This window comes from Streptomyces sp. SLBN-118 (assembly GCF_006715635.1).
Taxonomy (GTDB): Bacteria; Actinomycetota; Actinomycetes; order Streptomycetales; family Streptomycetaceae; genus Streptomyces.
The window spans coordinates 1,651,336-1,669,028 of record NZ_VFNP01000001.1; the positions used below are offsets into that span (position 1 = coordinate 1,651,336).

17 protein-coding genes and 1 pseudogene are annotated in these 17,693 nt (G+C 70.7%); 7 read left to right on the forward strand and 11 right to left on the reverse strand.

Translation table 11 applies throughout. The features are described from left to right. Positions 1–48: 48 nt before the first annotated feature. Positions 49–246: pseudogene (locus FBY35_RS07445) on the forward strand (ATP-binding protein); the annotation flags it as partial. A 445-nt stretch (positions 247–691) separates the two neighbouring features. Here FBY35_RS07445 and FBY35_RS07450 read toward each other — a convergent pair. Next, positions 692–1,354 (reverse strand): hypothetical protein, encoded by a 663-nt coding sequence (locus tag FBY35_RS07450; protein WP_142213011.1) that lies wholly within the window; start codon positions 1,352–1,354, stop codon positions 692–694. Then, positions 1,354–2,067 (reverse strand): RNA polymerase sigma factor, encoded by a 714-nt coding sequence (locus FBY35_RS07455; protein ID WP_260848671.1) that lies wholly within the window; start codon positions 2,065–2,067, stop codon positions 1,354–1,356. Before FBY35_RS07455 ends, FBY35_RS07450 begins: the two co-directional genes overlap by 1 nt. A 145-nt stretch (positions 2,068–2,212) precedes the next feature. Between FBY35_RS07455 and FBY35_RS07460 the strand changes: the two genes are divergently transcribed. Beyond that, positions 2,213–3,016 carry a VOC family protein gene (locus tag FBY35_RS07460; RefSeq protein ID WP_186356876.1) on the forward strand — a complete coding sequence of 268 codons (804 nt, stop codon included), beginning with the start codon at positions 2,213–2,215 and terminating at the stop codon, positions 3,014–3,016. A 60-nt stretch (positions 3,017–3,076) separates the two neighbouring features. Here FBY35_RS07460 and FBY35_RS07465 read toward each other — a convergent pair whose 3' ends face one another. The 4 genes from FBY35_RS07465 to FBY35_RS07475 all read right to left on the reverse strand — a co-directional run bounded on the left by FBY35_RS07465 (position 3,077) and on the right by FBY35_RS07475 (position 5,750). Then, positions 3,077–3,310: a DUF6296 family protein gene (locus FBY35_RS07465; protein ID WP_142213014.1), complete on the reverse strand. Its 234-nt coding sequence runs from the start codon at positions 3,308–3,310 to the stop codon at positions 3,077–3,079. A gap of 48 nt (positions 3,311–3,358) precedes the next feature. After that, a complete protein-coding gene (locus FBY35_RS37000; RefSeq protein WP_260848550.1) occupies positions 3,359–3,493 on the reverse strand; it encodes a hypothetical protein in 135 nt (44 codons plus the stop codon). A 202-nt stretch (positions 3,494–3,695) separates the two neighbouring features. Continuing rightward, positions 3,696–4,247: a DM13 domain-containing protein gene (locus tag FBY35_RS07470; protein ID WP_260848551.1), complete on the reverse strand. Its 552-nt coding sequence runs from the start codon at positions 4,245–4,247 to the stop codon at positions 3,696–3,698. A gap of 117 nt (positions 4,248–4,364) precedes the next feature. Beyond that, positions 4,365–5,750 carry a histidinol-phosphate transaminase gene (locus tag FBY35_RS07475; protein ID WP_142213015.1) on the reverse strand — a complete coding sequence of 462 codons (1,386 nt, stop codon included), beginning with the start codon at positions 5,748–5,750 and terminating at the stop codon, positions 4,365–4,367. Positions 5,751–5,853: 103 nt separating this feature from the next. On the opposite strand from FBY35_RS07475, the gene FBY35_RS07480 reads away from it, so the two are divergent. After that, positions 5,854–6,567, forward strand: a complete 714-nt coding sequence (locus FBY35_RS07480) for a class I SAM-dependent methyltransferase (RefSeq protein WP_142213016.1) — start codon at positions 5,854–5,856, stop codon at positions 6,565–6,567. Between the two features lie 390 nt (positions 6,568–6,957). Beyond that, positions 6,958–7,083, forward strand: coding sequence for a glycosyltransferase 87 family protein (locus FBY35_RS07485; protein WP_142213017.1), 126 nt, complete (start codon positions 6,958–6,960; stop codon positions 7,081–7,083). A 122-nt stretch (positions 7,084–7,205) separates the two neighbouring features. On the opposite strand, the gene FBY35_RS07490 is transcribed toward FBY35_RS07485, so the two are convergent. The 5 genes from FBY35_RS07490 to FBY35_RS07510 form a co-directional block, all read right to left on the reverse strand. Beyond that, entirely contained in the window at positions 7,206–8,342 is a 1,137-nt protein-coding gene (locus tag FBY35_RS07490; protein WP_142213018.1) for an XdhC family protein, read from the reverse strand. A gap of 51 nt (positions 8,343–8,393) precedes the next feature. Further along, complete coding sequence (locus FBY35_RS07495) at positions 8,394–9,917, reverse strand: NCS2 family permease (RefSeq protein WP_142213019.1); 1,524 nt, start codon at positions 9,915–9,917, stop codon at positions 8,394–8,396. A 271-nt stretch (positions 9,918–10,188) separates the two neighbouring features. After that, on the reverse strand, positions 10,189–12,597 hold the full coding sequence (locus tag FBY35_RS07500; protein ID WP_142213020.1) for a xanthine dehydrogenase family protein molybdopterin-binding subunit: 2,409 nt from the start codon (positions 12,595–12,597) through the stop codon (positions 10,189–10,191). Between the two features lie 2 nt (positions 12,598–12,599). Beyond that, positions 12,600–13,184 (reverse strand): (2Fe-2S)-binding protein, encoded by a 585-nt coding sequence (locus tag FBY35_RS07505; protein WP_142213021.1) that lies wholly within the window; start codon positions 13,182–13,184, stop codon positions 12,600–12,602. Next, positions 13,175–14,074 (reverse strand): xanthine dehydrogenase family protein subunit M, encoded by a 900-nt coding sequence (locus FBY35_RS07510; RefSeq protein WP_142213022.1) that lies wholly within the window; start codon positions 14,072–14,074, stop codon positions 13,175–13,177. Before FBY35_RS07510 ends, FBY35_RS07505 begins: the two co-directional genes overlap by 10 nt. Positions 14,075–14,351: 277 nt before the next feature. Between FBY35_RS07510 and FBY35_RS07520 the strand changes: the two genes are divergently transcribed. From FBY35_RS07520 to FBY35_RS07530, 3 genes are all read left to right on the forward strand, one after another. After that, positions 14,352–16,049 carry a PucR family transcriptional regulator ligand-binding domain-containing protein gene (locus FBY35_RS07520; protein WP_142213023.1) on the forward strand — a complete coding sequence of 566 codons (1,698 nt, stop codon included), beginning with the start codon at positions 14,352–14,354 and terminating at the stop codon, positions 16,047–16,049. 284 nt (positions 16,050–16,333) lie between these two features. After that, entirely contained in the window at positions 16,334–17,158 is an 825-nt protein-coding gene (locus FBY35_RS07525; protein ID WP_260848552.1) for a hypothetical protein, read from the forward strand. 34 nt (positions 17,159–17,192) lie between these two features. Next, positions 17,193–17,690, forward strand: a complete 498-nt coding sequence (locus tag FBY35_RS07530; protein ID WP_142214957.1) for a dual specificity protein phosphatase family protein — start codon at positions 17,193–17,195, stop codon at positions 17,688–17,690. Positions 17,691–17,693 lie beyond the last annotated feature (3 nt).

A 17,693-nucleotide genomic window follows, 5' to 3' on the forward strand; every position in this document is an offset into this window, starting at 1 on the left:
AACGACGGGCGGTCGCTGAGCCTGCTGGCGCCGAATCCGCAGCACGCCCTCGGGACCGACCGCGTGGCCTCCTGGGACCTGCCGTCCGATCCGGCGGTGGTGGCCGAAGCCCGTGTCCGGACCCTGCGCTGCCTCGACGCTTGGGGGCTGAGCGAGCTGGCCTTCACGATGGAACTGATCGTCAGCGAGCTGGTCACCAATGCCATCCGTTACGCGGCGGGGCCCATCCGGTTGCGTCTGATCAGGACCGGTCCACCTCCCACCCCGGGCCTGTACCGCTTTCGATGCCCAGGTCATTGAAGGATGCGGCCAGGGGATCGTTGCCGGCGCTGCCGTCGGAGGTGTCCATCGCGCTACCTCACCCATGAGAGGCCGGGATCTCGGCGCATGTCCGGCGCCTGCATGGCTCATTCCTGTGGTGCCTCCAGCATGGCACCGAGCCGCCGTCCGGGGGCGGTGGGAGCCGATCCGGGGTGTGGGACAGTCCGGATCGGCGAGCGGCCGCCGCGAGGAGGCACAGGGCGCCGGGTCAGTGCCGCTTGCGTGCCACGTAGTACGCGTTGCCGGGCCACACCCGGTACCCCACGGCGCCGCATAGGCCTGGTGCTGACGCCGTAGTCCGGCTGCCGCCGACGAACCGCGGCCGGGGTCCCACGAGATGGGGCCCCGGCCGTTTCGTGTGGTGCCCGGGTCAGTTCGACGGGGCGGCAGGGGGCTCCTGCCCGGGAGCCGCGCCGGACTCGTCGGCCTTCGTGTCCTTCGAGGGGCGTTCCTTCGACGGCGGGGGAAGACGCTGCTCGGCCAACAGCCGTGCGCAGTACGCGGCGACGCCGTCCGGACCGCCCGCCGCGTCTTCGAGCCGCTGCCAGGCCGGGCCGTCAAGACTGCCGGGGCGTCCCTGCCGCGACTCGTACACACGACACTGCGCCAGCTGGTCCCTTGCGGTCGGCGGGCGATCGTCGCGCGTGGGTCCGGCCGGTCCGGCCTTCGGAGGGACGGGGACGAAGGGGCGCGCCGGAGCCGTGATCCCCCCGCCCTGGGAGGGCGAGGAACTCGGGGCCGGCGCCGGCCCGCTCCGCCCGTCCGTGAACGGTGCCGGGATCGTGCCGGCCGCCATCGCCACGCCGCCCAGCGTCAGCCCGGCCACAAACGTGCCCAGGCCCGCCTTGATCCAGCGGGCCAGGCCCCGCGGCTTCACGGGCCGCCAGTCGTCCCTGCGCCGGGTGGGCGCGCCCGTAGCTCCCGCGGCACGGGCAGCCCGGAAGGCGGCGAGGGCGCACCGCTCGGCCTGCTGTGCCGCAGGCTCCGTGCGCGCCGCCGCTGCAAGCAGATCGTCGAGTGTCGGAGCAGGCATCACGTGCGGCTGGGGGGCCCGCATCGGGGTCCACCTCGGCGTGCGCGGCTCGTCACCGGGGTCCATGGCACCTCTGGATCGGTTCGGTCATCTCCTTCTCCCAGCGCACGGGAGTCCGAATCTGTCACGCGGCTTCGCCCGAGCGTCGCCAGATGTTTCCCCAGACGTCTCAGCCCGCGGTGCGTGGCGGCGCGTACCGCTCCGGGCCGCCTGCCCAGCACCCGGGCCGCCGCGGGCCCGTCAAGACCGATGACAGTCCGCAGCAGGACCGCTTCCGCCTGTCTGTGGGGCAGGGCGGTTATCAGCGCGACGGCCCGCACGGTGGAGATGGTTTCCAAGGCCTCCGCGGCCGTGTTCTGCCTGGCCGGCAGCTCCATCGGGTCCTGTTCGATGAGCGTGCCGCGCGGGCGGCTCCTCAGCCGGCGCAGATGGTCGATGGCCCGGTTGCGCGCGATGCAGGCGGTCCAGGCGCGGAAACCTGCCCCGTCCCCCCGGAAGCGTCCCAGGTCACGCACGATCTCGAGCCAAGCGTCTGATGCGACGTCCTCGGCGTCGTCCCCGACCAGACCTCGCAGATAGCCGAGCAGGCGAGGCTGCACGAGCCGGAAGGCGGCCGCGAAGGCCGCCTCGTCCCCCTGCTGTGCCCGCGCGACGTCCTCACCGAGCTTCGCGTCGTACGTCTCCACACGGCGCCCGCCCCCCACCTTGCCCACTCGTTCCTCTTCGTCGCCCCGCGTCACGGCGCACCCATACTGATGCCCCCTACACATGACTGCGCCGTGCCCTGCGGAAATGTCACCTGCGTCCGAGCGGTCGCAGGGCTCGCGAGCCTTCCCGTGGCGGGCGAGGATGGGGGTGATGGAGACAACGAGCACGGCCCCCGGAGTGACGTCGAGCCATGAGGTCTTCGGCGCACCGTGCTGGATCAGCCTGATGGCGCGCGACCTTCAGGCCGCTCAGTCCTTCTACGGCGCGGTCCTCGGCTGGACCTTCCGGCGCGCCCGGCTCGGTGCCCAGTTCCGGCTCGCACATCTCGGGGGCACCCCCGTCGCCGGTATCGGCGCGCTGGCCCCCGCCCTGCGGGCCCCCGTCGCATGGACACCATATTTCGCCGTTGCCGACGTGGACGAGACGGCGGCACGGATCCGGGAACGCAGTGCCACCGTCGCGGTGGGGCCGCTGCGCTTCCCGGTGGGCCGCGGAGCCCTGGCCGCGGACCGGGACGGCGCCGTGTTCGGCATCTGGGAGGGGCAGCTGGTCTCCAACTGGCAGGCCTGGCGCAAGAACGCGCCCGCCTGGCTGCGGCTGCGCACACGCGACGCGTTCGAGGCTGCGATCTTCTACGGAGAGGTCCTCGACTGGGCCGGAGAGCGCCCGGGCTGCTGCCAGGTCGACTACCAGGAGGGAGAGGTGGTCCTCCACCAGCATGGTCAGGTACTCGCCCGGCTCAGTTCGGGCGCGATCGGCACGGCACCCGACCCGCTGTTCCAGCCGCGCTGGCACGTCCACTTCCCTGTCGATGATGTGCAGGCCACGGTCGAGGCCGCGCTCCTCCACGGTGGCTCGGCGCTCGGGCAGGGCCCGGCCGCCCACGGGGTGGAGGCGACGCTCCGCGATCCCGACGGTGCCCTGTTCACCGTCACGAGCCGCCCGGCGAGCTAGGTGTATTGCCCTGTGAGGTTGGGGGCGTCCGCGGCAGGGACATCACCGCCGCAGGGAACATCACTTCGAGCCGAGCGGCCGCACCGTCATCGGCGTCCCGAGCACCTGATGGCCGCCACTGGCCAGCATGCGTACCTCTCCCCGGTCGCTGATCTCCGCGCGGACGATGCCCGTCTCGTCCTCGTAGATCGGGTATCCCCCCGCCCCCGCCTGCGCGGTGCGGTGGACGATCACCGCGTCGTCCTCCACGGCGGACGCCTGAAATACCAGTTCGTAGGTTTCCGGGTAATCCATGAGTGCCTCCCGACATCGTCCATCGTCGCGCAGACCGGCCGGCGGCGCCTATCGGAAGATCGCCATTGCCTGCACTTCGAGTACCGCGTCGTCGGCGTTCCAGTCCTGGACCTTGCCGAGGCAGCGGGCCGAGAAGGTGCCCTGCGGGACCTCGTTGCGAGTCCTTCCCGTGTAGGTGCGCACCGCGCGGGCCGCCCGCGGCTGTGCCTTGTACCGGCGGATGAAGGAGTCCAGGTCCGTCCCCGGCCCAGATCCCGCCCGCTGTCGTAGGTCACGCTCCGCTCGTCGAGTACACGGCCGCCGAAGCGCATCACGGTCAGCGATTCGCCCCGGTAGAAGCGGACGGACTTTCCCGAGGGGGAGTCGTCGGCGCCGCTCAGACCGTCTACTGCGCGGGCGCCAGTTCCGCGGCACCGAAGGAGACGTCGAAGCGGTCGCACCAGATACTGACGCTGGTGTAGCCGGCCAGATCGAGGTCCCGGGGCAGGGCGTAGTTCTGGTCGCCCATGTTGCCCTTGAGCTTGCCGAGGCTGATGTGCTTTCCGTCGTCGAAGACCCGCCAGCCGGCCGTGCCGTGCTTCACGGGGGCGTCCGTCAGCAGCACCCGGAGATCAGGACCGTTGCTGGTGTCCAGGTTCTCCAGCCTCAGAATGCGCGAGCCGTCGGGCAGCCGGACGATCCGGGCCGAGCCCGAAGTGTTGTGTTCATGGCTGATGAGCGTGCCCGATGCCAGGGTCTGCGGGCCGGAGGCGGCCGGCGCCCTCCCCGGCTCTCCGGCCGCCGGAGCTGCGGCGGCGGGGAGTTCGTCCCGTACCGTCTCGTCGACCCACAGCTTCCACGGCTGGAACCAGTAGAGCCCGAGGCCCAGCGCCATCGCACCGGCGACCAGCGCAGAGACGACCACAGGCCTCTTCAGCAACAACCGCACGCGTCCCACGACGTCCTCCCGGTATCCGCCGGGCGCTGTGCCCGGACCCGTCCATTCAACGGGACTTCGCGCCGCGGAGGGCGGCCCGGCGGATGACGGAAGTCTTACGTCAGAGGCGGCGTCGTCCTACGCCCCCGCGATCAGGCGGTCGACCGCCGCCGTCCCCGAGCTGTAGCCGGGTGCCATCGGCTGGGGCAGCTCCGCGGCCACCGGCGCGGCGCGCGGCGCGCGGGCGGGGACGAGCCCCCGCGCCGAGACCGGCTCCTGCGCCAGCGCCAGCATCGGCGCCGCCGGCTGCGTCTGAGCCTGCTCCGGCGGCAGCGGCTGTGGCGAGGGCACCTGGGAAAGCATCGGGGCCATCGGCTGCGGGGGCGGTTCCGGGGCCTGGATGCGCCGCCCGTACAGAACCCCTTCCATCGCCTCCATCAGCCGCAGCACATCCTCCTGCGGCCGCACCACCAGCCGCAGGAACCGGCTCGAACTGCCGACCTTGTTGCTGCACTCGCGCACCAGCACCCCGTACTCGGAAAGCAGCCGGTCCCGCAGGACCGAGCCGTCCACACCCTCGGGAAGGCGTACGTAGAGGAAGTTGCCCTGCGAGGGATAGACGGTCATCCCCGGCAGTTGAGAGAGCCGCCAGGTCATCTCCTGCCGGTCGCGGCGGGCCTGCGAGAGGCTCTCCGCGTACTCCTGCCGGTGCTCCTTGAGCATGAAGACCACAGTCTCGGCAAAGGAGTTGAGATTCCACTTCGGCAGGGCAGCGCGCACCTTCCCGGCGAGGGTGGGATTCGAGACGAGGTAGCCGAAGCGGACGCCGTGCAGGCCGAAGTTCTTGCCCAGGCTGCGCAGCACGATCACATTCGTCCGCAGCACGGCCTCCGCGGCGACGCTCGGCTCGGGCTCGGCGTCCGCGAACTCCAGGAAGGACTCGTCGACGACGACCAGATCAAGATCCTGGAGCTCGTCGAGGAGCGCGATGACCCGCTGCTTGGGCAGGAAACCGCCGTCGGGGTTGTTGGGGTTGCAGATGACCGCCGCGCGCGAGCCGCGGCTCCGGATGAACTGCACGAAGGACGCCGTGTCGAGGCCGAAGCCGTGCGCCTCGGGCAGCAGGAGCATGTCGACGCGCTTTCCGGTCTCCATCGGCTGGTCGGTCCACCGCCCGAAGGTGGGCACCGGTACGGCCAGTGACTCGCGGACCAGCAAGTGGTCGATCCAGGTGATCAGTTCGGTGGATCCGTTGCCCATGGCGACGGTCTGCGGGTTGAGTCCGAGCACCTGGCACAGCTCGGCGGTGATGGTGTCCGCCCCGCTCGGGTAATAGGTGAGGATCTCGCGCAGGCGGCTGCCGAGCATGTCGAACATCTCGGGGGTGGGAAAGTACGGATTGCACGGGATGCAGAAGTCGGTGATCTCTCCGGCCTGTCCACCGCCTGCCCGGTTCAGGGTGAAGTACGAAGGGCTGTGCGCGGTGGACGCGCGGAAGAGTGCGGTGACGTTGCCGCCGGCCATGGATCTGCCTCCCCTGCCTGCCAATGGCCCGTACGGATGCGCAGGGACCCTCCCGGAATACGGAAGGGGCTGAGGTGATGTTCAACGACTATGGTGAACCTTGATGTTCACACCGTCGGGCCCCACGTTCCGAGAGCTCGCCGTGCAGGCGCTCTCGTCGATCGAGCACGGCTACGACCTGCTCGCGCCGAAGTTCGACGAGACCCCCTTCCGTACTCCCGACCGGCTCCTCGATCCGGTGGTACGGGCGCTCGGGCCGCTCGGGCCGTTCCGCTCCGGGCTCGACGTCTGCTGCGGTACGGGGGCGGGGGTGCGTGTGCTGCGGCAGCTGTGCGAGGACGGGGTCACAGGGGTCGACTTCAGCGCCGGCATGCTCGCCGAGGCGAAAGCGACGTACCCCTCGGTCACCTGGGTACGCGCGGACGCCCTCGCCCTCCCCTTCACCGAGGCCTTCGACCTGGCCGTGAGCTTCGGCGCGTTCGGCCACTTCCTGCCCGGCGAACGCCCCGCCCTCTTCGCCCAGGTCCACCGGGCGCTGCGCCCCGGCGGCAGGTTCGCCTTCCCGCTCCCGGCGCCTGCCAGGGTCGGCTCCCCGCTGTACTGGGCGCTGTGGGCCTTCGACGCGGCGATGCGCGTACGGAACCTGCTGTGGCGGCCGACGTTTGTCATGTACTACCGCACCTTCCGGCTCTCCGACGTGCTGTCCGAACTGGCACGGGCGGGGTTCACCGTGGAGCTGCGGCCGCTCGAAGAGCTGGGCCGCCTGGGGGACGGCAGCCCGCGGTGCGGGCTGGTGGTGGCCACGCGCCACGACTGAGCGCGGGCTTTATTGGTCGACCGGTGAGACCCCGGCGGTGGGGTCCGGGGCAACCGAATTGATTCCGGCCCCGGGGCGGGGTCCCGGCTCGGCCATTGGAGTGTCAGCCGCGATGTGGCCTGTGCCCGCTCGTGGCAGTCGGCGGGCGCGCACGGCACATACGTGTAGGACCGCTGACATGAAGATCAGGGCGTTCTCCCGAGCCGTGCGTCCGTGGATGCTGCACCACGCCGGGTGGTGGCTGGCGGGCTCCGTAGCCACTCACGGTCTGACCGTGATCGCCGCGAGGCCTGAGACGGTGGATCTTCGGGTGTACTACGCCGCCTCCCCCCGGGTGCTGTCCGGGCAGCTCTACGACTATGTCCTGCACTTCGATGGACGCTCACGACGCTGCACTTCACCTACCCCCCGTTCGCGGCCGTGTTGTTCCTGCCGCTGTCCGGCCTGCTGTGGGCTCTCGCCGCCTGCCTGTGGCAGCTGATGTCGGCGGCGGGGGCGGCCTGGGCCGCGAACTGACGCTTCTCGCCGTCGGCGCCGGGGCTTCTGCTCCGGTCGCCCGGACCCGGGTGCCGTGGGAGCGGGCCCCGGGGGGTGTGGGAGCGGGATGGGGATAGGGCAGCCCTAGGTGCACGCGGTACTCAGGCGACGGAACCTATCCGGCCCGCCGGACCCTCGGTGCCGTCGTGGTGGATGGGCGTATGCGCGCCGGTCAGGGAGATCCCGCTGCCTCCACGGCGGTTCGCCACGATCTCCGCCGCGATCGACAGCGCCGTCTCCTCCGGCGTACGCGCGCCGAGGTCAAGGCCGATGGGGCTGCGCAGGCGGGCCAGTTCGAGTTCCGTGACGCCGACCTCGCGCAGGCGCGTGTTGCGGTCCTCGTGCGTGCGCCGTGAACCCATGGCGCCGACGTACGCGACGGGAAGCCTGAGGGCCAGTTCGAGCAGAGGGACATCGAACTTGGCGTCGTGGGTGAGGACGCAGAGGACCGTACGGCCGTCCACCTCCGTCGACTCCAGATAGCGGTGCGGCCAGTCGACGACGATCTCGTCCGCCTCCGGGAAACGGGCGGCGCTCGCGAAGACAGGGCGCGCGTCGCAGACCGTGACGTGGTAGCCGAGAAACTTTCCGACCCGTACCAGCGCCGACGCGAAGTCGATCGCACCGAAGACGATCATCCGCGGCGCGGGCACCGAGGACTCGACGAGGAGGGGCAGGGGGCGGCCGCAGCGCGAGCCGTTCTCTCCGATCGCGACCGCGGCCGTGCGGCCCGCGTCAAGAAGTGCCAGGGCCTCGCCCGCCGCCGTACGGTCCAGTTCCGGGTGACCGCCGAGGGAGCCTTCGTACGAGCCGTCGGGCCGCACGAGCAGCGCCCGGCCCATCAGTTCGGACGGTCCGTCGGTGATACGGGCGAGGGCGGCCGCCTCCCCCTGGGCGGCGGCCGCGAGTGCGGCGGGGAAGACCCCGCCGCGTACCGGCGTGACCAGGATGTCGATGATGCCGCCGCAGGTCAGACCCACGGCGAAGGCGTCCTCGTCGCTGTAACCGAACCGCTCGAGGACGGTGAGACCGTCCTCGAGCGCCTGCTGACACAGCTCGTACACCGCACCTTCGACACACCCTCCGGAGACCGACCCGATCGCCGTGCCGTCGCTGTCCACGGCGAGTGCCGCGCCCGGCTGCCGGGGGGCGCTGCCGCTGACCGCCACCACGGTGGCCACGGCGAACTCGCGTCCCTGCTCGACCCACCGGTTCAGCTCTTCGGCGATGTCCAGCATGTCGGTCTCCTCAGGGGTGTGTGTGAGGCGGCGGGGGGGAGCTCCGGGGAGCTAGTTGACTCCCAGCCACCCCTCGATCGGGTGCAGGGCGAAGTACGCCAGGAAGACGGCGGAGAGCACCCACATCAGCCAGCCGATGTCACGGACCTTGCCCTGGACGGTCTTGATCAGGACGTGGGCGATGACGCCCGCCGCGATACCGGCGGTGATCGAGTACGTGAAGGGCATCAGCACGGTCGTGAGGAAGACCGGGATCGACGTCGCCTGGTCGTTCCAGTCGATGTGCTTGGCGTTCGTCAGCATCATCGAGCCGATGACGACGAGCGCGGCGGCGGCCACCTGGGTGGGGATGACCTGTGCCAGCGGGGTGAAGAACAGGCAGAGCGTGAAGGCGAGACCGGTGATGACACTGGCGAAGCCGGTACGCGCACCGTCGCCGACACCCGCGGTGGACTCGACGAACACCGTCTGGCCGGAGGCACCGGCGAGACCGCCCAACGCGCCACCCGCACCGTCGATGGCGAGAGCCTTGTTGAGGCCGGGCATCTTGCCGCTGTCGTCGGCGAGGTTGGCCTGCTGGCCGATGCCGATGATGGTGCCCATGGCGTCGAAGAAGCCGGCCAGCACCAGGGTGAAGACGATGACGCCGACGGTGATGCCACCGACGTTGCCGATACCGCTGAAGGACACGCTGCCGAAGAGGCCGAAGTCAGGGGTGCTGACGATGGAGCCCGTGATCTCGGGCGCGTTCAGTCCGCCCCAGGCCTTCTTGTCGAGGCCCGCGAACTGGTGGACCAGCGCGGCGAAGACGGTGCCGCCGACGATACCGATGAGGATCGCGCCGGGGACCTTGCGGACCTGGAGCAGGAAGATCAGCAGGACCGTGACGGCGAAGCAGAGCACCGGCCAGCCGGTGAGCATGTCACTCGTACCGAGCTGGATCGGCTTGGCGCCGGCGATGCCGCCCTCGCCGGGCATGGAGGTGACGAAGCCCGCCTGGACCAGGCCGATGAGGCAGACGAACAGGCCGATGCCCATGGTGATGGCGTGCTTGAGCGCCAGTGGGATGGCGTTCATGATCAGTTCGCGGAGGCCGGTGACGACGAGCAGGACGATCACGAGACCGTAGATGACGCACATACCCATCGCGTTTTCCCAGGTCATCTCCGGAGCGACCTGGAATGCCATGACGGCGGAGACGCTGAGCCCCGCGGCGAGGGCGAGCGGCACATTGCCGATGAAGCCCATCACGATGGTGGTTGCCGCGGCGGCGAAAACGGTCGCGGTGGTCAGCTGATCACCGTCGAGCTTGTGGCCGGCCGCATCGGGCACCGAAAGGATCACCGGGTTGAGTAGGATGATGTACGCCATCGCCATGAAGGTGGTGATGCCGCCACGCACCTCCCGACCGATGGTCGACCCTCGCTGGGTTATGTGGAAATACCGGTCGAGCCAAGAACGCTCGGCGGGCGGGCGAAGCGAGGTGGGGGTACCCCCGGGCCGACGGCTCTGGGGGAGTGTTCCCGCGCCGGCGTCCTCCGCCGTTGTCTTGGTCTCAAGGGACTGCTGGGTCATGGTGCCTACTCCCAAGGTTCACAGGGGCACCCGCATGGGGACTTGAGATTGCGGGATTTGGGATGGTGCGTTGGCTGCACGACCCGGGGGACGGCCCGAGACGAACTTGGCTGGTACTGCTGGTTTGCTGCGGGTTCCAGAGACCGCGAGCGGTGCGGTACTGGGGTTCTCCGGGCGGCGCGACAGGCTGACCGGGGGGTCCCCCATGCCGTGGGCCAGGGGACGTGACGTTCCTCAAAGTGGCGGTCGCGCCGCCCGGAGAGTTCTTGGCTCAGGTTCCGGTGAGGTGCTCGGGGCGCACCGGTGTCCTGTTCAGCTCCAGACCCGTCGCGTTCCGGATCGCCGCGAGGACGGCCGGAGTTGACGAGAGGGTCGGGGCCTCGCCGATACCGCGCAGCCCGTACGGCGCGTGGTCGTCGGCCAGTTCGAGTACGTCGACGGGGATGGTCGGCGTGTCGAGGATGGTGGGGATCAGGTAGTCCGTGAAGGAGGGGTTGAGCACCTTCGCGGTCTTCGGGTCGACGATGATCTCTTCCATGACCGCGACGCCCAGGCCCTGGGTGGTGCCACCCTGGATCTGGCCGACGACGGACAGCGGGTTGAGCGCCTTGCCGACGTCCTGGGCGCAGGCCAGTTCGATGACCTTGACCAGGCCGAGCTCGGTGTCCACCTCCACCACCGCGCGATGCGCGGCGAAGGAGTACTGGACGTGGCCGTGGCCCTGGCCGGTGACCAAATCGAAGGCCTCGGTGGGGCGGTGGCGCCATTCGAGCTCCAGGTCGACCGCGTCGCCCTCGAGCACGTCCACCAGGTCGGCGAGGACCTCGCCGCCGTCGGTGACGACCTTGCCGCCTTCGAGCAGCAGCTCGGCGGTGGCCCACGCGGGGTGGTACGAGCCGAACTTGCGGCGGCCGAGTTCCAGGACCTTCTCGCGGACCTTCTCGCAGGTGTGCTTCACCGCGCCGCCCGTCACGTACGTCTGGCGGGATGCCGACGTCGAACCGGCGGAGCCGACCTGGGTGTCGGCAGGGTGGATCGTCACCTGTGTGACGCCGAGTTCGGTGCGGGCGATCTGCGCGTGGACGGTGACACCGCCCTGGCCGACCTCCGCCATCGCGGTGTGCACGGTCGCGACCGGCTCGCCGCCCACGACCTCCATGCGCACACGGGCCGTGGAGTAGTCGTCGAAGCCCTCGGAGAAGCCGACGTTCTTGATGCCGACCGCGTAGCCGATGCCGCGGACGACGCCCTCGCCGTGCGTGGTGTTGGACAGACCGCCCGGCAGGGCGCGTACGTCCGCCTCCTCACCGGCGGCGAGCCACTGCTGCTCGGGCGGCAGCGGCATTGCCTTGACACGGCGCAGCAGTTCGGCGACCGGGGCCGGGGAGTCGACCGGCTGGCCGGTCGGCATGATCGTGCCCTGCTCCATGGCGTTCAGCTGACGGAACTCGACCGGGTCCATGCCCAGTTTCGCCGCGAGCTTGTCCATCTGTGCCTCGTACGCGAAGCACGCCTGGACCGCGCCGAAGCCGCGCATGGCGCCGCAGGGCGGGTTGTTGGTGTAGAGCGCGATCGCCTCGATGTCGACGTCGTCGACGACGTACGGGCCGACACTCAGGGACGAGGCGTTGCCGACCACCGCCGGGGAGGCCGACGCGTACGCGCCGCCGTCCAGGACGATCCTGCACTTCAGGTGCGTGAGCTTGCCGTCCTTGGTCGCGCCGTGCTCGTAGTGGAGCTTCGCCGGGTGGCGGTGCACGTGTCCGAAGAAGGACTCGAACCGGTTGTAGACGATCTTGACGGGCTTGCCCGTGCGCAGGGCGAGCAGACAGGCGTGGATCTGCATCGACAGGTCCTCGCGGCCGCCGAACGCGCCGCCCACGCCGGAGAGCGTCATCCGCACCTTCTCCTCGGGCAGGCCGAGGACCGGGGCGATCTGGCGGAGGTCGGAGTGCAGCCACTGGGTGGCTACGTACAGCTCGACGCCGCCGTCCTCGGACGGCACGGCAAGGCCCGATTCGGGACCGAGGAAGGCCTGGTCCTGCATGCCGAAGGTGTACTCGCCCTTGACGACCACATCCGCGCGCGCTGCGGCCTCGTCGGCGTTGCCGCGGACGATGGGCTGGCGGTGCACGATGTTGGGGTGCGGGACATGGCCGATGTGGTGGTCGTCGCGTCCCTCGTGGACCAGGATCGCGCCGGGCGCTGTCGCTGACGCCTCGTCCGTGATGAGAGGCAGCTCGGCGTACTCGATCTTGATCTTGGCGGCGGCGCGGCGCGCGGTCTCCGGGTGGTCGGCGGCGACCAGGGCCACCGGCTCGCCGTGGTGACGGACCTTGCCGTGGGCGAGAACCGGGGTGTCCTGGATCTCCAGGCCGTAGTTCTTCACCTCGGTGGGCAGGTCGTCGTAGGTCAGCACGGCGTAGACGCCGGGCATCGCGACGGCCTCGCCGATGTCGATCGACTTGATCTCGGCGTGCGCGACGGTGCTGCGGAGCGTATGGCCCCAGAGCATGTCCTCGTGCCACATGTCCGAGGAGTACGCGAACTCACCCGTGACCTTGAGGGTGCCGTCGGGCCGCAGCGTCGACTCGCCGATGCCGCCCTTGGTCTTGGAACCCTGGGAGAGGTTGGTGGGGGTGCCCGCCGGAGCGGTGGCGACCTGTGGATGCTGTGCCATCGTCAGACCGCCTCTTCCTGACGGGCGGCCGCGAGGCGGACCGCGTCGAGGATCTTCTCGTAACCGGTGCAGCGGCAGAGGTTGCCGGAGAGCGCCTCGCGGATGTCCGCGTCGGACGGCTCGGCGTTGCGCTCCAGCAGCTCGTCGGCGGCGACCAGCAGACCGGGCGTGCAGAAACCGCACTGCACGGCGCCCGCGTCGATGAACGCCTGTTGGATCGGGGAGAGTTCGCCCTGCTCGCCGGCCTGGCCGTCCAACGGCCTGGCCTCCCAGCTCTTGGCAGCGTCCAGGGATGTGCCGCAGGTGCCGGTGGCGCAGCCGCCGTGCTCGGCGCGCTGCTTGGCGTAGTCCGCCAGGCCCTCTACGGTGACGACCTCGCGGCCCTCGACCTGGCCCGCGGCGACGAGGCAGGAACAGACCGGCACCCCGTCCAGACGGACCGTGCAGGAGCCGCACTCGCCCTGCTCGCACGCGTTCTTGGAGCCCGGCAGGCCCATGCGCTCGCGCAGTACGTAGAGAAGGCTCTCGCCCTCCCACACGTCGTCGGCTTCCTGCTGACGACCGTTGACCGTGAAGTTCACGCGCATGATGCGACTCCCTCAGTGCTGCGGCCCTTGCCGCGGTAGGACTCCCACGTCCAGCCGAGCGTGCGGCGGGCCATGACGCCCACCGCGTGGCGGCGGTAGCCGGCGGTGCCGCGCACATCGTCGATGGGGCTGCAGCCGCCGGATGCGAGCCCCGCGAACTGCTTGGCGATCGACGGGGTGATGATCTTCTTGCTGTCCCAGAAACCGCCCTCTTCGAGCGCGGCGTTCAAGAACTCCTCCGCCGCCTTCGCCCGGACCGGGGTCGGGGCTGCTGAGCCGATGCCGGTGCGCACGGTACGGGTCTCGGGGTGCAGGGCCAGGCCGAAGGCGCAGACGGCGATGACCATCGCGTTGCGGGTGCCGACCTTGGAGAACTGCTGCGGGCCGTCGGCCTTCTTGATGTGCACGGCGCGGATGAGCTCGTCCGGGGCCAGAGCGTTGCGCTTCACGCCGGTGTAGAACTCGTCGATCGGGATCAGGCGGGTGCCGCGCACCGACTCGGCCTCGACCTCGGCTCCCGCGGCGAGCAGCGCCGGGTGGGCGTCGCCGGCCGGGGACGCGGTGCCGAGGTTGCCGCCGACGCCGCCGCGGTTGCGGATCTGCGGGGAGGCCACGGTGTGCGACGCCAGCGCCAGACCGGGCAGCTCGGCCCGGAGGTGGTCCATGATCCGGGTGTACGGCACGGAGGCGCCCAGGCGGACGGTGTCCTCGCCGACCTCCCATTCGCGCAGCTCACCGATGCGGTTCAGGTCCATGAGGTACTCGGGCCGGCGGTGGTCGAAGTTGATCTCGACCATCACATCGGTGCCACCCGCGATGGGTACAGCAGTGGGGTGCTCGGCCTTGGCGGCGAGCGCCTCCTCCCAGCTGGCGGGGCGAAGGAAGTCCATGAGTGGCTCTCTTCTTCGTAATCGGGGTCGATCGTCGCAACGGGCCCGGGACGGCCGGCCCTCGACTGGCTATTCATGTGCCGTTAACGCGGTCTGGCCCAAGTACACAAGGCGTGCCCCGCCCGGTGCAGTCACCGAAACCATGAAGGAGTTGGCTGGTCGCCTGTCTCGTCTTGTAGATTCGAACGAAAGGCGAGGCTCTGTAACCTCACTGTTTCCCCATGAAAACCGTGGCCAGAGGCCACCGGCAACAACGAGACAGATCGGCGGCGACGAGATGCGGCTGCGCGCACTTCTGGAGACCGAAGGGCTGGGGCTGCGGCTGCTCGGCGGCGAGGACGAACTCGACCGCGGCGTACGCGGCGTGATGACGACCGACCTGCGCGACCCGAGCCGCTATCTCTCGGGCGGTGAACTGGTGCTGACGGGTCTCGCCTGGCGGCATTCGGCCGAGGATTCCGAGCCGTTCATCCGGATCCTGGCGAGCGCGGGGGTGGCCGGTCTGGCGGCCGGCGAGGCCGAACTGGGGAACATTCCCGGCGATCTCGTGGACGCGTGTTCTCGCCATCGACTGCCACTCTTTGCAGTTAATGAATCTGTTGCATTCGCAACGATCACAGAGTATGTCGTGCGCCAGGTCTCCGGCGAGCGGGCCGGTGACCTCGCGGCGGTCGTGGACAGGCACAGAAGGCTGATGACGTCGGGTCCCGCGGGCGGCGGCCCCGAGGTCGTCCTGGACCTCCTCGGCTCCGACCTGGACCTTCGCGCCTGGGTGCTCTCCCCCACCGGCCGCCAGATCGCGGGCGCGGGGGACGCGCTGCCCGGCCCGGTCGGCGCCATGCTCGCCGGCGAGCATCTGGCCGCGACCCGTTCGGGCCGCCGGGGACCCCACCGCGTGACCATCGGCACAGCGACGTACTCCCTCTTCCCAATCCGTAACTCCGGCCGCGGAGCCGCCCCCGCGTCCCGCGACGTACGCGAGAGCGTTCTGTCGGACTGGCTGCTGGCGGTCGAGGCCGACGCGGGCGACTGGCCGGCTGCCCGGCTGGATCTGCTGCAGGGTGTGACCCAGCTGATCGCCGTCGAGCGGGACCGGCGCGAGGCGGCGCGCACGGTACGGCGCCGGCTCGCGCAGGAAGTCCTCGAACTGGTCCAGGCGGGTGCCGCGCCCGCCGAGATCGCGGCCAGGCTGCGGGTGGCCGCCCCCGTACTGCTGCCCGGCCTCGGGACCGCTCCCCACTGGCAGGTCGTGGTGGCACGGGTGGACTGGGAACAGGACGGGGCAGCGGGGGACGCGATCGAGGCCGGTCCCGTCGCCCAGTCCCTGCTGGAGGAGATACTGGTCGCCCCGACGGCCGAGGGCCCCGAATCCGGCGACCGGATCGCGGTCGCCCACACGGGCGACGAGGCGATCGCGCTGGTCCCGCTGCCCGGCGTCCCCGTCGACGCGGAGGGCCCCGACGTCGCCTCCACGGACGCCGGACTGCACGCGGACGCACTGCTCGCCTCCGTACGCGACCCGCTCTCGGCCGGTCTCGACGGCGACGGGCGGCTCACGCTGGGCGTCAGCGCCGCCGTCAGCTCGGCGGAGGGCCTGCGCGGCGCACTGGAGGAGGCCCGGCACGCCCGCCGGGTGGCCGCGGCCCGCCCCGGCCGGGTCTGCGCCGCCGGCCACCACGAACTGGCCTCGCACGTCCTGCTGCTGCCGTTCGTCCCGGACGACGTGCGACGCGCCTTCACGGCCCGGCTGCTCGACCCACTGCGCGATTACGACCGGCGGCACCGGGCGGAGCTGATCCCGACACTGGAGGCGTTCCTGGACTGCGACGGTTCCTGGACGCGGTGCGCGACGCGGCTGCATCTGCATGTGAACACCCTGCGGTACCGGGTGGGCAGGATCGAGCAACTGACGAGCCGGGACCTGTCGCGCCTGGAGGACAAGCTGGACTTCTTCCTGGCGCTGCGGATGAGCTGAGGGCGTGGCGCCGCGGATGAGCCGAGGGCCTGGCGCCGGGATGAGCCGAAGCCCCCGCTGCCGTCTGCCCGCCTGCCCGCCGCGTCACCCACACGGGTAGTGCGAGATTCATCCGGTTGACGCCCCTGGCCATGAAGGACACCGCCACCGCGCCCCACCACCCGCCCAGGGATTGTGAATTCATTCACCTGACCCCTTGGCCAGGCATGCCTATCCATGCTGAGATGCGGGCAGACTCAACAGCTCAATGGCGTGCTCGGGGAGGGCAAGTGGCGCATACCGCCATGTCTGGTTCCGGAACCACTGCAGGTGACGATCCACTCCAGACCGCGGTATGGCGGCTGCGTTCGCGCGGCTGTTGGACCGACGCAGCGGCTCTGCTCACACCGCACGCGGCCGATCCGGCCGCGGCGCTCGAACGGGCCGGACTGCTCGTCGAGCGCTGCCTGTTCACCGCCGAGGGCTGGGCCGACGCGGAGGACGCGCTGCGAACCGCGGAGGCTGCGGCCGGGGACGACGAGGAACGCGGCGGCGCGGCGTGCGAGCGCGGGCGGCTGGCGTACGCGGCGACCCGGCTCGGCGTGCGCGACCGCGCCGACGAGGCCCGCGCGGCACTCGGCCGGGCCGCGGCGCTGCTCGCCCCCACCTCGCCCAGGCGCCCGCTGCTGGACTTCCGCCGCGGCCTGGTCGCCGAACACATCGCCGACTCACCGCAGGCTGCCCTCGCCGCCTACCAGCGGGCGCACGCCGGAGCGAGCGCGCACGGGGACACGCTGCTGCTCTCCTTCACCTGGCACCATCAGGCCGGACTCGCCCTGCACGAAGGTGAGTTGACGGAGGCACGGCACGGTTTCTCGGAGTCGCTGCGGATCCGCGAGGAGCTCGGCTACCTGATCGGCACGGCACCGACACTGGCCGCGCTCGCCGACTGCGAGCCGGAGCCGGAGGCGAGCCGGCTACGCGCGGAGGCGGGGCGGCTGTTCCGCCTCCTGGGCGGCGTACCGGTGTGGCTCGGCGCCCAACTGGCCGCCGCGGTGCCGGTCCCCTCCTCCCGGGTCCAGGCGTCCCCCGTCCAGCCTTCCCCTCCGCAGCCCGAGCCCGCGGCGTGACCGGCGCGAGGAGTCACCGGTGAGCGCCCGACCGATGGGCGGTCCTGTCCCGGAACCCCAGTCGCCCTGGGACGAGATCACGACCGGCCTGTGGATGGGCGGCCATGTCTGGGCGGACGCGGACGGCCGCCATCTGGACGCCGTGGTCGACCGTGAATTCGACCTGGTGATCAGCCTGTTCACCCGCCGGGGTCACGGCCCGCCCGACGGTGTCGAGCACCATGTGGTCCCGATCCCGGACGACTGGCTCACCACGGACCAGATCGACGAGGTCCGCCGCCTGGCACTCGTCACCGCCGACGCCGTACGCACCGGCCGCACCGCGCTCGTACGCTGCTACTCCGGCTACAACCGCTCGGGCCTGGTGGTGGCCCAGACCCTGATCGAGCTGGGCCACGACGGCGCGGGAGCGATCGACCTCATCCGGCGCAGGCGTTCACCGTGGGCCCTGCACAATGTCGCCTTCGAGCAGTACCTCATGACCGGCCTGGACATCGCCTCACTGCTGACAAGCCTGGAGTCGCCGCCCTGACCG

What these genes read in the sequence shown, in the direction of transcription:
- FBY35_RS07495 (WP_142213019.1), bottom strand. Translation starts at nt 9,917, where the DNA reads ATGACCCAGCAGTCCCTTGAGACCAAGACAACGGCGGAGGACGCCGGC.
- FBY35_RS07530 (WP_142214957.1), top strand. Translation starts at nt 17,193, where the DNA reads ATGGGCGGTCCTGTCCCGGAACCCCAGTCGCCCTGGGACGAGATCACG.
- FBY35_RS07480 (WP_142213016.1), top strand. Translation starts at nt 5,854, where the DNA reads ATGTTCACACCGTCGGGCCCCACGTTCCGAGAGCTCGCCGTGCAGGCG.
- FBY35_RS07525 (WP_260848552.1), top strand. Translation starts at nt 16,334, where the DNA reads ATGTCTGGTTCCGGAACCACTGCAGGTGACGATCCACTCCAGACCGCG.
- FBY35_RS07450 (WP_142213011.1), bottom strand. Translation starts at nt 1,354, where the DNA reads ATGCCTGCTCCGACACTCGACGATCTGCTTGCAGCGGCGGCGCGCACG.
- FBY35_RS07500 (WP_142213020.1), bottom strand. Translation starts at nt 12,597, where the DNA reads ATGGCACAGCATCCACAGGTCGCCACCGCTCCGGCGGGCACCCCCACC.
- FBY35_RS07460 (WP_186356876.1), top strand. Translation starts at nt 2,213, where the DNA reads ATGGAGACAACGAGCACGGCCCCCGGAGTGACGTCGAGCCATGAGGTC.
- FBY35_RS07475 (WP_142213015.1), bottom strand. Translation starts at nt 5,750, where the DNA reads ATGGCCGGCGGCAACGTCACCGCACTCTTCCGCGCGTCCACCGCGCAC.
- FBY35_RS07520 (WP_142213023.1), top strand. Translation starts at nt 14,352, where the DNA reads ATGCGGCTGCGCGCACTTCTGGAGACCGAAGGGCTGGGGCTGCGGCTG.
- FBY35_RS07505 (WP_142213021.1), bottom strand. Translation starts at nt 13,184, where the DNA reads ATGCGCGTGAACTTCACGGTCAACGGTCGTCAGCAGGAAGCCGACGAC.
- FBY35_RS07465 (WP_142213014.1), bottom strand. Translation starts at nt 3,310, where the DNA reads ATGGATTACCCGGAAACCTACGAACTGGTATTTCAGGCGTCCGCCGTG.
- FBY35_RS07490 (WP_142213018.1), bottom strand. Translation starts at nt 8,342, where the DNA reads ATGCTGGACATCGCCGAAGAGCTGAACCGGTGGGTCGAGCAGGGACGC.
- FBY35_RS07510 (WP_142213022.1), bottom strand. Translation starts at nt 14,074, where the DNA reads ATGGACTTCCTTCGCCCCGCCAGCTGGGAGGAGGCGCTCGCCGCCAAG.